Origin of the sequence: Roseospira goensis (assembly GCF_014197795.1) — a bacterium.
Lineage (GTDB): Bacteria > Pseudomonadota > Alphaproteobacteria > Rhodospirillales > Rhodospirillaceae > Rhodospira > Rhodospira goensis.
This window is the reverse complement of the sequence record NZ_JACIGI010000051.1, coordinates 1-15,586: the sequence shown is the minus strand read 5'-3', so window position 1 is coordinate 15,586 and position 15,586 is coordinate 1. Positions and strand designations below refer to the sequence as shown.

The window sequence follows — 15,586 nt, the reverse complement described above, 5'->3', positions numbered from 1 at the left end:
CGGTTATAAACCGAATTCGCACCGGGCTGGGGGCATGCCCCCAGCCCGGTGCAAGCGCGGCTCACCCAGTCTCACATCTGCCTGGACCTACACACGGGTCCGACTCTGCCACGCGACCGACCATCCGCCGTGTTCGCGGTTGCCCTCTCCGTTGCGACGGCGGATCATGGTTCGAGGTCACGCTTTCGAGGGGGGCATGGCAATGCAGGACGACGCGGACATGGTGGGCCGCCCCGAGCGGCGCGGGCTGCCGCGGTGGCAGCTTTCGGGCGAGGCGATCCTGACGCTCGACAGCGATTACGATGTGCGCTGCCCGCTGCGCGACATCTCCGGCTCGGGGGTCGCCGTGGACACCGATATCAAGCCGGAGGTCGGCGACGAGGCCGAGGTGCACGTCCGCGCGCTCGGGCGGTTCCGCGCCCGCGTGGCCCGGGTCGCCGAGGACCATGTCGCGCTGCGGTTCCTGGTCGAGGACGAGAGCCAGATCATCCTGCTGCAACGCCTGGAGCGGCGGCTGGTGGGCGAGCAGGCCGGCGGGACTGGCGGGACCGGCGACGGTGACGACGGCGGGGCGGCCGAAGCCCCGGCGCGGCCCTCGTAACCCGAGGACCGCGTCCCGTCTCCGGACGCGCGCGATCCGGCGGGTGCGGACGCTACCGCACCTGGGCCGGCTCGCCGCCGTGACGGCGCAGGCGCCGGGTCTGGTCGAGCCAGATCAGCAGCAAAAGCAGCAGCGCCGGGATGAAGAAGAGCTGGTCCGGGGGCCGGGTCTCGTTCGGCACCAGGACCTTGGTGATCTCGTAATCGAAGTCCAGCCCCAGGCGCTCGGCCGCGCTGCCGAACCCGATCATGTCGATCACCACCCGGCCGTCCTCTTCGGTGCGCAGGTCGAGGCCGGCGTTGAGCAGGCGCTCCGCGCCGGTTCCCGGCGCGCCCAGAGGCAGCATGACGGCCTTGTTCACGGCGTCGCCTTCCAGCGTCTCGCCCTCCACGCGCACCCGCAGCCGGCCGTTGGGCGGCATCTGCGCAGCCATCTCCTCGATCCGGGTCGGGTCCACCTCGATCAGTTCCGGCTCGACCATGTCCATCCAGTAGCCAGGGCGGAACAGGGTGAAGGCGATCAGCAGCAGCGCCGCCACCTCGTACCAGCGGCATCGGATGACGAGGAACCGCTGCGTGGCCGCCGCGAAGGTCAGCATGGCGACCAGCGCAAAGGCGAAGACGAATAGGCCGTGCAGCCAGGACTCAACCCCGATCAGCAGCAGTTCGGTGTTGAAGATGAACAGGAACGGCAGGATGGCGGTGCGGATGTCGTAGGCGAACCCCTGGATGCCGGTCTTGATGGGATCCGCCCCCGAGATGGCCGAGGCGGCGAAGGCGGCCAACCCCACCGGTGGCGTGTCGTCGGCCAGAATGCCGAAGTAGAACACGAACATATGCGCCGCGATCAGCGGCACGATCAGGCCGTTCTCCGCGCCCAGGGTGACGATCACCGGCGCCATCAGGGTCGAGACGACGATGTAGTTCGCCGTCGTCGGCAGGCCCATGCCCAGCAGCAGGCTGGTGACCGCCGTCAGCAACAGCATGATCATCAGCGAGCCGCCGGACAGGAACTCGATGAACTCGGTCAGCACCTGGCCGATCCCGGTCAGGGTCACCGTCCCCACGATAATGCCGGCGGCCGCCGTGGCGACGCCGATGCCGATCATGTTGCGCGCGCCCATGATCATCCCGTGATACAGGTCCGACAGGCCCTGCGCGGCATCCGCCCGCACGATCTGCGGGCGCTTGCCCCGGAACAGCGCGGCCAAGGGGCGCTGGGTGATGACATTGAACATGAGCATGGTGGTGGCCCAGAACGCCGACAGGCCGGGCGACAACCGCTCGATCATCAGGCACCAGACCAGCACCACGACCGGCAGAAGGTAATGCAGGCCGGAGCGGACGGTGGATCCGGGCTCCGGGAGTTCGTCGATGTCGGCGGTCTCCGGCATCGGCTCCACCGTCGTGACGATGCGGACCAGGGCGACGTGGGCCGCCACCAGCACGGCCGCGGCGATCCACGGGGTGGCGTCGCCGGCCACGGGCTTCAGCCAGCCGAACCCGAAATAGACCACCGCCGCCAGACCGGCGACCAGCAGGAAGCTGCCCAGGAAGCCGATGGCGGCCTGATGCCACGGCCGGATGTGAATACGCGGCAGCCCCTTCATGCCGGCCTTCATGGCCTCCAGGTGCACGATGTAGACCAGCGCGATGTAGCTGATCAGCGCCGGCACGATGGCGTGCTTCATCACCTCGATGTAGCTGATGCCCACATACTCGACCATCAGGAACGCCGCCGCCCCCATGATCGGCGGCGTGAGCTGGCCGTTGGTCGACGACGCCACCTCGACCGCGCCAGCCTTGGTGCCGGGAAACCCGACCTTCTTCATCAGCGGGATGGTGAAGGTGCCGGTGGTGACCACGTTGGCGATCGAGGAGCCGGAGATCAGGCCGGTCATGGCCGACGAAACAACCGCCGCCTTGGCCGGGCCGCCGCGCAGATGGCCCATGAAGGCGAAGGCCACCCGGATGAAGTACATGCCGGCCCCGGCCCGCTCCAGGAAGGCGCCGAACAGCACGAACAGGAACACCATGGTGGTGGACACGCCGAGCGCGACGCCGAACACGCCCTCGGTCGTGATCCAGTAGTGCGACATCGCCTTGTTGAGGCTGGCCCCCTGGTGGGCGATGACGTCGGGCATATATGGCCCGCCGAAGGTGTAGACCAGGAACACCAGGGCGACCACCAGCAGCGGCGGCCCCAGGGCACGCCGGGTCGCTTCCAGCAGCAGCACCATGCCGACCACGCCGACGGTCACGTCCATGGTCGTTGGCGCGCCGGGGCGCTGGGCCAGGGCGTCGTTGAACAGCACCAGATAGGCCGCGCAGAAGGCCCCGGCGAGGGCGAACAGCCAGTCGGACCAGGGGATGCGCTGACGCGGCGACCACTTGAAGGCGGGATAGGCCGTGTAGGCCAGGAACAGCGCGAAGGCGAGATGGATGGAGCGCGCCTCGGTGCCGTTGAACACGCCGAAGCCGAGCACGAACGGCAGCGGCGAGGCGAACCAGAGCTGGAACAGCGCCCACGCGAGGCAGACGGCGACAATGATCCGGCCCGGCAAGCCGGCCGGCGCCCGGGCGCCGCTTTCCACCTGGGCAACAATGTCCTCGGCGCTCGTGGACCGCGTCCGCCGGCTGCGATCGTTCGCGGGCGCGGGCGTGCCCGCGCGGTCACCCTCGGGGCGACGGGTGTCCTGGTTCATGGGCTGCGATGTCTCCCGGCTTCGGGCCTACCAGAGTCACACGTGGTCGACCTGGTTCTTCCTGGGTCTTCCTGAGCACGAACGCGCACAACTCGATGTACTCTAGAGCCGAATGTTCGAAATCGGAACCGCAGATGCGGTCCTATTTCGAACCTGAATCGGCTCTACATTATTGATTTTACAGCCGATTATCGCGACAAACCGAAGTCGTGCCGCGAGTCCGATTTGTCGCAATCGGCTGTAGACCGGTCATTGCGCGGCGCGAAGCGACGACGCCGTCCAGCGCACAGGGAAGAGCCCTCCGCCCCCGGCCGGATAGCGTCGCTCACTGGAAAAACGCGGGCACACCATACTGGGTTTGCGGCGATGGATTTGCGGCGATGGGTTTGCGGCGATGGATTAGCGGCGGCGAAACCGAGACGTCCGGCCACCGCGACCGCGGCGGGGCACGCCGATGCGAGAGGCTTCGGACGGACAGCCGCCCCGGCATCCCGGGCGCCGCCGTGCCCGCTCGGACCGCGATGCCGGGCCACCACGCGATCACCCGCCGGCGTTCGGGGACCGGCGGGGGCGGCGCACGGGCTCGGGTGGGTCGGGGTGTTCGGGACTCGGGTTTTCGATCGAACACCCGGCTCCGGATGGGGGTCCGGAGCCGGGGTCCGTCAGGCGCGGCCTACTCGATCAGGCCGACTTCCTTGTAGTACTTCTCGGCGCCCGCGTGCAGCGGCGCGGACAGCGAGGCCGACACCATCTGCTCCTTCTCCAGGTTGGCGAAGGCCGGGTGCAGCTTCTTGAAGTCCTCGAAGTTCTCGAACACCGCCTTGACGAGCTGGTAGACGACTTCCTCGGAAACGTCGGTCGAGCTCACGAAGGTGGCGCGCACGCCGAAGGTGGTGGTGTCCTCGTCGGTACCCCGGTACATGCCACCGGGAATGGTGGCGTAGGAATAGTAGGGGTTGTCGTTGACCAGTGTGTCCGTGGCGTCGTTCTGGACGTTCACCAGATTGGCGTCACAGGCCGTGGTCGCCTCCTTGATGGAGCCATTGGGGTGGCCGACGGTGTAGACGAAGGCGTCGATGTTGTTGTCGCACAGCGCCTGCGACTGCTCGGCGGCCTTCAACTCGGTGGCCAGCGCGAAGTCGTCGGTGGTCCAGCCCATCTCGTCCATCAGCACCTCCATGGTGCCGCGCTGGCCCGAGCCGGGGTTGCCGATGTTCATCCGCTTGCCCTGGAGGTCCTCGAAGTTGCGCACGTCGGCGTCGGCGCGGGCAACCACGGTGAACGGCTCCGGGTGCACCGAGAACACCGCGCGCAGACCCTCGAACGCGCCGGCGTCCTCGAACTTCGAGGTGCCGTTGTAGGCGTGATACTGCCAGTCGGATTGGGCGACGCCGAAGTCCAGCTCGCCGGCCCGAATCGTGTTCAGGTTGTAGACGGAGCCGCCGGTGCTCTCCACCGAGCAGCGGATGCCGTGATCCTTGCGGTCCTTGTTGACCAGACGGCAGATGGCGCCACCGGTCGGGTAGTACACGCCGGTCACACCGCCCGTGCCGATGGTGATGAACTGCTGCTCGGCGGCGGATGCGGAGCCGGCGGCGAGCAGCCCGGCGGCAAACAGGGCGCCAACGGACGCAGCGGGCAATACTTTCATGGTCTCAACCTCCAGGTTCCCGATGATTGTTGGCCTGTGATCGTGATGCGACGATCGTGATCCGACGATCCTGATCCTATGATCCTGGGCCTGTCACGGCATCCGGTCGGTCCAGACGCCGCTTCGGTTCCCGACCCGAGCGCAGGGGGGCCATCGACCCGGTGGGCGCCGACCACCCCTCCAAAAGGCCGGTGGGGCGGCCGGTCCGCCCCGGACACGACGGTGGCGTCAGTGTTTCGCGCCCGGCCACGATTGGCAAGGGCCGGAAACGGGGACCCGACCACCCTCGGCCGTCAGGTCCCCCTACCCTGCGGGCCGGCCCGTCCCGTCGGGTCACGGGCGGGCCTCAGCCGGCAGGGAGTCCAGGGCGGCGCCGAGCGCCTGCCCCAGCCTGTCGACGATCTCGGAGACATGCTCCGGACCGATGATGAACGGCGGCGCCAGCATGACGTGGTCGCCGTGGCGGCCGTCGATGGTGCCGCCCATGGGGTAGCACATCAGACCGCGGGCCATGGCCTCGCGCTTGATGCGGGCATTGAGCTTCAGGGCCGGGTCGAACGGCGCTTTGCTGGCGCGGTCCGCCACCAGCTCCAGGCCCAGCATCAGGCCGCGCCCGCGGATCTCGCCGACGTGGGGGTGCTGGCCGAACGCCGCGTCCAGGGCCTGACGCAGGGCCGCGCCCTGCACACGTACGTTCTCCAGCAGGCCGCCTTCGTGCAGTCGCCGCTGCACCGCCAGCGAGGCGGCACAGGCGGTGACGTGGCCGATGTAGGTATGCCCGTGCTGGAAGAACCCGCTGCCCGTGACGATGGCGTCGTAGATCGCGGCCGAGCACAGCATGGCGCCGATGGGCTGGTAGCCGGCCCCGAGTCCCTTGGCCGTCATGAGAATGTCGGGCGCGATGCCGTCCTCGGCACAGGCGTACAGGTGACCGGTGCGGCCCATGCCGCACATCACCTCGTCCAGGATCAACAGCACGCCGTAGCGGTCGCAGATCTCGCGGATGCGTCGGAAGTATCCCGGCACCGGCGGCAGCGCGCCGGCGGTCGCCCCGACCACGGGCTCGGCGATGAAGGCCGCGACGGTCTCCGGCCCCAGGTCCAGGATCGCCGCTTCCAGTTCGTCGGCGACGCGCTGGCCGTACGCCGCCTCGCTCTCATCCTCGCGACGGTCGCGGTAGGCGTAGCAGGGCGCGATGTGCGTCGCCGGCATCAGCATCGGCTCGAACGGCTGACGTCGCCACTGGTTGCCGCCGACGGCCAGGGCGCCCAGCGTGTTGCCGTGGTAGCTCTGGCGCCGGGCGATGATGCGGTGGCGGCCGGGCTGGCAGATCTCCAGAAAGTACTGGCGCGCCAGCTTGAGCGCCGCCTCGGCGGCCTCCGAGCCGCCGGAGACGAAATAGACCTTGTCCAGCCGGTTGTTCGGCATGGTCTCGGCCGCGCGCGCGATCAGCACGTCGGCCAGGTCTTCGGCCGCCTGTGTGGTGAAGAAGGCGGAATGCGCGTAGGCTAGGCTGTCCACCTGGCCCTTGATGGCGTCGCGCACGGCGGTGTCGCTGTGGCCCAGGCAGGACACCGCGGCACCGCCGCAGGCATCCAGATAGCGCCGGCCGGCCGCGTCGATCAGATAGGGTCCGTCGCCGGCCACGGCGACCGGATAGGCGGTCGCGGGCTGGCGATGGAAAACATGGCTCATGGGGCTCTCCGTCGCCGTTTCGGTTCGCGCCAGTAGGCGCCGAAGGTGTCCATGTCCTGCTCGGTCCGCGTGATGGCGTCGAGCGCATCGTCCCCGCCGGCGGCCACCACCAGCGCAAGGAGCGCCTGGACCTGCGCCAGGGCCGGCACCAGGGACTGGAAGTAGCTGGGCGAGGCGGTGTCCACCGTGATGACCTGGGCGGCGTCCTCGGCCAGCGGCGAGACCAGGCTGTCGGTCAGGGCGATCACCCGCGCCCCCTTGTCGGCGGCAAAGGTGGTGGCCTGGACCGTATCCCGCGTGTACGGCCGGAAGCCGATCGCCAGCACGGCGTCCTCGGCGTCGATGCGGGCCAGCCGGTCGTACAGCGTGCAGGCGTGGGAATCCACCAGCACCGCGTTACCGTAGACCAGGGAATAGGCATAGTGGAACAGATGGGCCAGCGAATAGCACGAGCGCATGCCGATCACGTAGACCGTCGCCGCCCCGCAGATCAGGTCACGGGCGCGCTCCAGTGCCTGGGCGTTGGCCGGGGTCACGATGTCGCGGATCGCGGCGCCGTCCGCGGTGGCCATCGCATCCAGCAGCGGCGCGCAGGACCCGCGCGCGTCGCGCCCGCGGGCCTGGAGCGTCCGCGCCCGGGCCACGAACGCGCCCTCGCCTCCGCGCAGCCAATGCCGGTAGGGCTCGCGGAACGACTCGTAGCCGTCGTAGTCGAGCGCCCGGGCCAGCCGCACCATGGTGGAGGGCTTGACGCCGGCATGCTCGGCCAGGCGCCGCATCGAGGTGAGCGCCACGTCCTCGGGATGGGCCAGCACGTATCGGGCCGCCTGCCGCAGTTGGGGGCTCAGGCTCCCATGGGCGTCCCGGATGCGGGCCGTGATCTCCGCCAGCGGACCCGTGTCGGGCGCGTCCGGGTCCAGGGCCGCGATGCAGTCCGGACCGCAGGGCGGCCGTTCGGTCAGGTCGGTCATGCCGATGGTGGTCCTTGCATCTGAGCCCCTCCGGTCCCGTCGCCGCGGGACTCGAGACTGTAAGGACCGCCCCCGGCCCTGCCAATACAATTGTTCCAGGGCTCCGGCGCCGTCAACCGTCCGTTCCGGTGGCCGTGGAACCGCGCGGCCGCGAGTCGTGTGCGGAACGGCGCATCACGACGCGCCGGTAGTGCTTCCCAACGGCGGTGCGTGCCCGTAGGATGCGACCCCGGTTTTTCTGGAGGGGCGCACCTATGGATCTGAAGGAACACATCCGCGAAATCCCTGATTTCCCGAAGCCGGGCATCCTGTTCTACGACATCTCCACCCTGCTTGCGCATGCCGACGCCTGGCAGGTGACCATGGGGCGGATGGCCAAGGCCGCGCGCCAGCATCAGCCGGACGTGATCGCCGGGATCGAGTCGCGCGGGTTCCTGGTGGCCGCGCCGCTGGCGCTCAAGCTGGGCTGCGGCTTCATCATGGTGCGCAAGAAGGGCAAGCTGCCGGGCACGACGATCAAGCACACCTACGAGCTGGAATACGGCCAGGACACGGTGGAAATCCAGGAAGGCGCCATCGAGCCCGGCCAACGCGTCATGTTGGTGGACGACCTGCTGGCCACCGGCGGCACCTTCGCCGCCTCCGTCGAGCTGCTGCGCAAGGTCGGGGCCGAGGTCGCCGGCGCCGCCTGCATCATCGAGCTGGCCTTCCTCAAAGGACGCGACAAGATCGACGTCCCGGTCCATGCGCTGGTGTCGTACGACCAGTAGCGTCCGGCCAGTAGCGTCCGGGCCGTAGCGTCCGGACCGCGCTTGCACCGCACCGGGGGACGGCCTAGGTCTGAAAGCGTTCGTTTCCTTCAGTCAGGTCCTTCATGAGCACGCCCCCCCGCACCGGCCACAACCGCGCCGCCGAGGCCGGCACCGAAACCTTCAAGCGGGCCACCGCGTCGTGCCTGCGCGCGCTGTCGGCCACCAAGGACGTCACCGTCACCTATGCCCCGGGGGCCGCCCAGGCCGGCGGCCATCAGGCGCGCCTGCCGCAGCCGCCGCGCCGCCTGGACGCCGAGCAGGTGACCCGGCTGCGCGCCACCGCCGACGGCCTCGCGATGCGGCTGCGCCACCACGACGCGCGCGTGCACGGGACGCTGATGCCGACCACACCCGAGGCGGCGGAGGTCTACAACACCCTCGAACAGGCGCGCGTCGAGGCGCTCGGCGCCCGCGCCCTGCCCGGGGTGGCGCAGAACGTCGCCCGCGCACTGGAGGACCGCCTGGTCGCCGACGGCTTCGACCGCGTCAGCCACCCCGACCAGTTGCCGCCGGGCGAGGCCGCCCGCCTGCTGGCCTTCGAACGCTTCGGCGATATTCCGCTCGGGCCGGCCGGCCGCCGCCTCGCCGCCATGGCGCACCGCCGCCTCGACGCGTCCCCGGAGATGATCGACGCGATGCAGGCGGCGCTGGGCGAGCAGCGCACCTACGCCCGCGCGGTGCGGCGCTGGATCGACGCGCTCGGCCTGGAGGAGTACCAGGAGAGCGAGCCGGAGCAGAGCGATACGGAAAGCGAGGAAGAGGCCCAGGAGAACAACGCATCCGGTGAGTCCGAGGAGGGGCAGAGCGGCGAGCCCGAGAGCGTCTCCTCCGCCGGCCCGGACAGCCCGGCGATGGAGGCCGGCGACGCCGAGGGCGAGACCGGCGACGAGGAGATGGACGCCACCGCCGAGGCCATGCGGCTCGGCCAGGGCAGCGACGACCCCGGCGGCGATCCGGGCGCGCGGCGCGAGAACGCCGACCGCGACGACGCCGGCCAGGCCCTCTACCGGGCCTACACCTGCGACTACGACCAGGTCGTGGAAGCCCAGGACCTGGCGGAACCGGAGGAAATGAACCGCCTGCGCGCCCAACTGGACGGCCAGCTCGTCAATCTCCAGGGCATGGTGGCGCGCCTCGCCAACCGCCTGCAAAGACGCCTGATGGCGCAGCAGCAGCGCGCCTGGGAGTTCGACCTGGACGAGGGCATCCTGGACGCCGCCCGGCTCGCCCGCATCGTCGCCAACCCGATGAACTCGCTGTCGTACAAGCAGGAGAAGGAGACCCGGTTCCGCGACACCGTGGTCACCCTCCTGATCGACAACTCGGGCTCGATGCGCGGCCGGCCCATCTCGGTGGCCGCCCTGTGCGCCGACATCCTGGCACGCACGCTGGAGCGGTGCGCGGTCAAGGTGGAGATCCTGGGCTTCACCACCAGCGCCTGGAAGGGCGGCAAGTCCCGCGAACGCTGGATCGCCGCCGGCAAGCCGGGCAATCCCGGACGCCTGAACGACCTGCGCCACATCGTCTACAAGAGCGCCGAGGCACCGTGGCGGCGCTCCCGGCTCAATCTGGGCCTGATGCTGCGCGAGGGCATCCTCAAGGAGAACATCGACGGCGAGGCCCTGCTGTGGGCGCATCATCGCCTGCTGGCACGCCCGGAGGCACGGCGCATCCTGATGGTGATCTCCGACGGCGCCCCTGTCGACGACTCGACGCTGTCGGTGAACGCCGGCAACTATCTCGAACAGCACCTGCGCGACGTCATCGGCATGATCGAGAACCGCTCCGCGGTAGAACTGGTGGCGATCGGCATCGGCCACGACGTCACCCGCTACTACCGGCGCGCCGTGACCATCATGGACGCCGAGGACCTGGGCGGCGTGATGATGCGCCAGCTCCTGGACCTGTTCGAGGACGAGGCCCTGCTGCGCGGCACCATGGCCCCGCCGCCGACCCGTCCCACCGTCTCCCCGCCGGCCACCCCCACGGGTGTGATCTGACGGCGCCGGCGGACGCGCCGCACCTGCGACCGAGGCCGCCATGGCCCGCCTGAGCGATCAGCCCGACTGGACCTATCTGCTGCGCGAGGTGGACGGCGTCTACCGGCGCGGCTCGGCCGGGGGCAGCGGCCCCATCCGGGGCCACCAGAAACGGGTGCGTGAGACCCTGAACCGCATCGTCCAGGCCGACCCCGCCGTCGAGGTGCGCGAACCCTGCGCGCAGCCGGTGGTCGGCCACCTGGGCCGGGCGCTCGACCTGGCGGTCGCGGGGCCGCTGGCGGGTCTGGCGCGGGCCTTGGCCCGCGTGGCCCCTTTGCTGACCTGGGAACTGGGCTACCGGCGCCCACCGCCCGCGCTGGCGCGCCGCTACGCTTATGCCGAACTGCTGGGACCGCGCGGCCCGGTGCGGGCCGAGACGCTGATCCTGGGCCTGGTGCTGCTGGCACCGGGGACCACCTACCCCCAGCACCGGCACCGCGACATCGAAGAAAGCTACATCTCGCTCGCCGGGGCCTGGTCGGAGAACGACGCCGCCGTCTATGCGCCCGGGTCGCTGATCCTGAACCGCGCCGACGAGACCCACCGCCTGACCGTCGGCGATCGCGACCCGTGCCTGCTGGCCTATGCCTGGATCGGCCCGGTCGACCACCTGGCAGCCCCGGACATGCGATTGTCCAAGGGCCGCGCCGGCTGAGGCCCGGGCCGGGGGCCTACCGCTCGCCGCTCAACTGGCGCATCATCGACTCCAGCCGTCCGGCGATGGTGCGGGTGAGCGAGGCCCCCACCTGCGGGTTGTCCTCGATCAGCCGGAACAGCACGTCGCGCGAGATGCGCAGAACCTCCAGCGGCGTCTGGGCGCGCACGGTGGCGCTGCGCGGCGCATCGCACAACAGCGCCAGTTCGCCGATCAGGTCGCCGGAGACGCGCTCGGCCACCACCTGCTCGCCCTCGTCGGTCTCCACCAGCACCTCGGCGGTGCCCTCGACGATGACGTAGGCGTCGTCCCCCGGCTCGCCCTGCTGCATCAGCACCTCACCGGCGCGGTACACCACCCGACCGCTGGTGAACGCGATCAGCTTCAGCGTGGACGTATCCAGACCGGCGAAGAACGAGAGCCGCTTGAGCAGGGCCGCCTCGCTGGCCAGCGCCGCCGCCTCGGCATCGTCCATGGCCGCCTCCGTCGTCGCCCCGGGGGCCTCGCCCACCGCAGCCGCGCCGCCCACCTCGGTGGCGTCCCGCGTGGCCTTGCCGTTCTCCACCCGGAACACGGCATCGAAGGCCACCGCCCCCGGCATCTCGCTGTCCGCCCACACCAGGGCGCGCCCGGCCAGGTGCGCGTCCACCGCCGCCGCCAGAGCCTGCCGCCCGGCGCTGTCGAGCGCCCCGGTGGCGCCGTTGACGATCATCAGCCGCGGCCGCTTCATCAGCCCCCGGGCAATCGCCAGCTTCTGGCGCTGGGCCGCCGTCAGGCGCCGGCCCGCGACGCCGATCTCGGTGCCGAGTCCGAGCCGGATGATCGCCCCGGTCAGGCGCTTGGTCTCCATCAGCCGGGCCAGGACCTCGCCGACGCGCCGTTCCGCGGCCGGCCGGTCGATGGCGATGCGGCCGAACAACACGTTCATGCGGACCGGCGCCGCCGGATTGTAGCGGTCGGGGTCGAGGAAGTGCACCTCGATGCCATCGGCCTCCGATTCCTCGGTCAGGATGGTGCGCACCCGCGGTCGTGCCGCCACGATACGGGCCCGCATCTCTTCCGTCACCAGACCCAGGCGGTGCCGGGCCGGCACCAGCGCCAGGGCCAGGCTGCGCAACAGACTCTGGTCGGCCGCCGCCAGGGCCCCGGGTCCCTTGCTGCGAGCCTGGCGGATCAGGCGCTTGTGGTCCTCCAGCGCGGCGGCGTCGAAGAAGGCGAAGCGGTCGAAGAACTCGTGCCCAGGCGGCAGATCCTGGAACAGCTCCACCATGCGCTGGGCCACCTTCAGGCCCATGGCCAGGAAGTCGTCGGCGAGGCCGGTCTCGCGCAGCACGCGGCCGAAGGCGGGATGGCTGGCCAGGGCCACGTCGCCGCCGCTGCCGTCCCGTGGCAGGCCGAAGATGAGGTTCTCGGCCACGGTGGCGTTGCGGTTGTAGCGCGCGGGGTCGAACCGCTCCACCAGGTCGGAGGCGCCGGCCGCCGCCAGTTCGTCGCTGAACTGCCGGCGCGCCTCCAGCAGGCACGCCGCCAGCTCCGGCCGCTCCGCCGGGTCGATGACGGCGCGCAGGCCCAGGGCGATCACGTCGTCCTCCAGACCCACCACCCGCAGCACCTCCAGCGCGCGCGCCTGCAACGCCTCGGCATCGCCGGCGGCCTCGTCGGCGGGATCGAGCCACGTCACGTCGTCGCGCTCGGTCGAGTTGCCCGACAGCCGCGCCTCGGTGGCCGCCCGGCCGTCGCGCTCGGTGCCGTCATCGGTGCCCGCCTCCACCGGTTCCCGGCGCAGCCCGTAGTACAGGGCCTCCCCCAGGCTTCCGGCCCGGAAGAACGCATCCTGGTCCACGTAGGCGATCAGGCGGCCGGCCACGGCGGGCGGAAGGGCGTCGAGCGGCCGGCCGTCCAGGCGGATATGGCCCCGGCTCAGGGGCAGCAGGCCCGCCAGCGCCTGGGCCAGTTCGGGCCGGCCGCTGCCGGAATGGCCGAGCAGCGCCACATGCTGGTCGAGCCGCAGCGACAGCGTCGCCCCGTCGAGCGGACGGGCGCCGTCCTCGGTCTCCACCACCCCCGCGTTGAGGGACAGCACGCTGTCCGCCCCCGGCGCCGGGACCGCCGCCTCGGCGGCGACCTCGGACGCGTCGTCCGGCGGGGCCAGGCGCGGCGTGTTCGCGCCCCCCGGCCCCGCCGCGTCCGGGGCCGGGATCGCGGTGCGGCTTTCGGGCAGCATCGCCGGCGGAGCGAACTGCTCGATCAGCACGCCGTAGCGGACACGCGCGTCCTCCAGCGTCTGGTAGTAGGTCAGCAGCTCCTTCCAGGGCGCATACAGGTCCTTGTAGGCCGCCAGCACGGCCACCAGGGCGCCGAGCGAGAGGTCGCCCTTGATGACCAGGTAGCCGCCGATGGCATAGAAAAAGAAAGGTGTGAGCTGGGCAAAGAAGTTATTCAGAAATTTTATAAGGAATTTGAATCGGTAGATGTCGAATCGGATAAAGAAGATCCGGTTTAGGATGCTGGAGAAGTTGGCCAGTTCGAACCGCTCGGTGTTGTTCACCCGGATGTCGGATACGCCCGAGACCGTCTCCCCGATCCGGTCCGACATGTGTCGCAACGTCCGCACCCGCTGCTTGTTCAGGTTGTTCACCTTACGTTGCAGCTTGGGGATCAGCCACACCTGGACCGGATACAGCGCGATGGCCGCCAGCCCGAGCACCGGGTCCTGGGCGAACATGAACGTCAGGATGGTCACCAGGATGCCGCCCTGAAACGCCGGCAGCGCGAAGGAATCCCCGAAGAAGCCGCCCAGCGGTTCGCTCTCCTGCGAGATCATCGCCACCGTCTGGCCCTGGCTCACGGAACGGAAATGCGGCAGCGGAAACCGCAACACGCGCGCGATCAGCATGAAGCGCAGGCGGCGCAGCATGCGCTCGGCGATCACCCCCTTGTAGACCTGGACGACATACTTCAGCCCGCCGTTGGCAAGCACCAGGACCAGGAAGGCGCCGCACAGCAGCCACAGGAACGTAAGCTGCGAGACCTCGGTCCCGAACACGACGCGCGGCCCCGCGCCCCCCTCGATGGCGTCGTTGACGATCATCTTCGGGACCTCGAAGGTCATGTAGAGGATCGGGAACGACACCACCGACAGCAGCAGAATTCGGATCTGCTGGAACCGGCTGAAGCGCCAGACGAAGGCGAAGACCGAAGGGGGCATGCAGACGATCCCGGAGCGGCGGCCGGGTCCTCGGCCCGGACGGGTCGGTACAGAATGCCCGTTCCGCCCGGACGGGGGAAGAGGGCCGCGGCCCGGGCTGGACAGCCCGGCGCGGGCCGGGCACGGTCGCGAGCCGTGCCCCCCTGTCCGAAAGGCAGCCCGAATGGCCCCGAGCGAGCCCCCGTCCCCGCCCCGCCCCGCCAAGCGCCCGCTCGGCGCGGACCCGGAGGCGTGGGACGAGGCCTACCGCGCCGACGCCTTCGCCCGCCTGCATGGTCTGCGCGAGGCCCCGCGCTACGGCATCATCGCCGCCTGGCTGCGCCATGTGGTGCCGGATGACGGCCATGTCCTGGACGCCGGCTGCGGCGAGGCCGCCTTGTTCCGCCATGCCCTGCGCGACCGGCCGGGGGTGGCCTATACCGGCTTCGACCTGTCCCAGGTGGCGCTGGACACGGCACGCGCGATCATCGGTCCCGCCGCCGCCGACCGGGTGCGCCTGATCCGCACCGGGCTGGCGGACTTCGCGCCGCCGGATGGAGCGCAACGGTTCGACGCCGTGGTCGTCACCGAGGTCCTGAGCTACAGCGCCGAGTCGGTCTCCTGGCTCGACCGCTACCGGGCCTGGCTGACGCCCGAGGGGGCGATGGTCATCACCATGCAGCGCCCGCGCCGCCCCGACAGTGGCGCCAACCGGCCGTTCGCCGCCTTCCTGACGGCGATGGAGGGGCCGGACTGGACCGTGCTCGACGCCGCCAGCCTGTCCAACCCGCTGACCCGCAACGCCTGGGAGCTGCGCCTGGTGCGCTGACGCCCCCGGACGGCGAGGCCAGGGGAATCGGGTGAACGGGTTATGCGGTGATGAGGCTTGCTCTGTAGTCGTCGTCCCAGGCGGCGGAGAAACGGCGTTGTCGGAGAGGATCCTTTCCTGGCGCGTTTCTCAAAAGATTGTGGGCCATGTGCTTGATGGTTGTGAAATTGGCGGGCGCGTTTTCGGTGCGAATTCTGCTTTCATCGTCGCGGAAGACCATGTCCATGACCCAATGCAGGCTGTTTTCTATAGCCCAGTGACTCCGGACAATCTTGGCGAGGTTTGGTGCGTCCAGACTCAGCGACGTGATGTAGACGCGGGTTTCCTGTTCGGTTTTTCCGTCAAACTCGCGAAGACTGTCGATGATGACAAGGCCGTTCAAGCCGGGCCAGGCGTGGCGGTCCTGGAGCCACTCGACATCGTGGATCACGGTTGTTGTTCT

Annotated in this window: 11 protein-coding genes; 5 read left to right on the top strand and 6 right to left on the bottom strand. The window is 70.0% G+C overall.

Features of this window, described 5'->3' with window-relative positions:
* Positions 1-202 precede the first annotated feature (202 nt).
* Positions 203-601, top strand: coding sequence for a PilZ domain-containing protein (locus GGD88_RS17410; RefSeq protein WP_221237211.1), 399 nt, complete (start codon positions 203-205; stop codon positions 599-601).
* Positions 602-653: 52 nt separating this feature from the next.
* On the opposite strand, the gene GGD88_RS17405 is transcribed toward GGD88_RS17410, so the two are convergent.
* The 4 genes from GGD88_RS17405 to GGD88_RS17390 all read right to left on the bottom strand — a co-directional run bounded on the left by GGD88_RS17405 (position 654) and on the right by GGD88_RS17390 (position 7,622).
* Positions 654-3,305: a TRAP transporter permease gene (locus GGD88_RS17405; protein WP_184437853.1), complete on the bottom strand. Its 2,652-nt coding sequence runs from the start codon at positions 3,303-3,305 to the stop codon at positions 654-656.
* Positions 3,306-3,978: 673 nt separating this feature from the next.
* Positions 3,979-4,956 carry a TAXI family TRAP transporter solute-binding subunit gene (locus tag GGD88_RS17400; protein ID WP_184437850.1) on the bottom strand — a complete coding sequence of 326 codons (978 nt, stop codon included), beginning with the start codon at positions 4,954-4,956 and terminating at the stop codon, positions 3,979-3,981.
* Positions 4,957-5,289: 333 nt separating this feature from the next.
* Positions 5,290-6,651 carry an aspartate aminotransferase family protein gene (locus tag GGD88_RS17395; protein WP_184437848.1) on the bottom strand — a complete coding sequence of 454 codons (1,362 nt, stop codon included), beginning with the start codon at positions 6,649-6,651 and terminating at the stop codon, positions 5,290-5,292.
* A complete protein-coding gene (locus GGD88_RS17390) occupies positions 6,648-7,622 on the bottom strand; it encodes a MurR/RpiR family transcriptional regulator (protein WP_184437846.1) in 975 nt (324 codons plus the stop codon). Before GGD88_RS17390 ends, GGD88_RS17395 begins: the two co-directional genes overlap by 4 nt.
* Positions 7,623-7,876: 254 nt before the next feature.
* Here GGD88_RS17390 and GGD88_RS17385 point away from each other — a divergent pair, with 254 nt between their 5' ends.
* The 3 genes from GGD88_RS17385 to GGD88_RS17375 all read left to right on the top strand — a co-directional run bounded on the left by GGD88_RS17385 (position 7,877) and on the right by GGD88_RS17375 (position 11,128).
* Positions 7,877-8,392: an adenine phosphoribosyltransferase gene (locus GGD88_RS17385; protein WP_184437843.1), complete on the top strand. Its 516-nt coding sequence runs from the start codon at positions 7,877-7,879 to the stop codon at positions 8,390-8,392.
* 104 nt (positions 8,393-8,496) lie between these two features.
* A complete protein-coding gene (locus GGD88_RS17380) occupies positions 8,497-10,434 on the top strand; it encodes a cobaltochelatase CobT-related protein (protein WP_184437842.1) in 1,938 nt (645 codons plus the stop codon).
* Between the two features lie 40 nt (positions 10,435-10,474).
* The gene (locus GGD88_RS17375; RefSeq protein ID WP_184437841.1) at positions 10,475-11,128 is read left to right on the top strand and encodes a dimethylsulfonioproprionate lyase family protein; all 654 of its coding nucleotides are present in this window, start codon (positions 10,475-10,477) and stop codon (positions 11,126-11,128) included.
* A gap of 16 nt (positions 11,129-11,144) precedes the next feature.
* On the opposite strand, the gene GGD88_RS17370 is transcribed toward GGD88_RS17375, so the two are convergent.
* The gene (locus GGD88_RS17370) at positions 11,145-14,336 is read right to left on the bottom strand and encodes a cyclic nucleotide-binding domain-containing protein (RefSeq protein ID WP_184437839.1); all 3,192 of its coding nucleotides are present in this window, start codon (positions 14,334-14,336) and stop codon (positions 11,145-11,147) included.
* A gap of 163 nt (positions 14,337-14,499) precedes the next feature.
* Between GGD88_RS17370 and GGD88_RS17365 the strand changes: the two genes are divergently transcribed.
* Positions 14,500-15,144 (top strand): class I SAM-dependent methyltransferase, encoded by a 645-nt coding sequence (locus GGD88_RS17365; protein ID WP_184437837.1) that lies wholly within the window; start codon positions 14,500-14,502, stop codon positions 15,142-15,144.
* A 40-nt stretch (positions 15,145-15,184) separates the two neighbouring features.
* Here the strand turns inward: GGD88_RS17365 and GGD88_RS17360 are convergent.
* A partial coding sequence (locus GGD88_RS17360) for an ISAs1 family transposase (RefSeq protein WP_184437835.1) occupies positions 15,185-15,586 on the bottom strand: 402 nt, incomplete at its 5' end.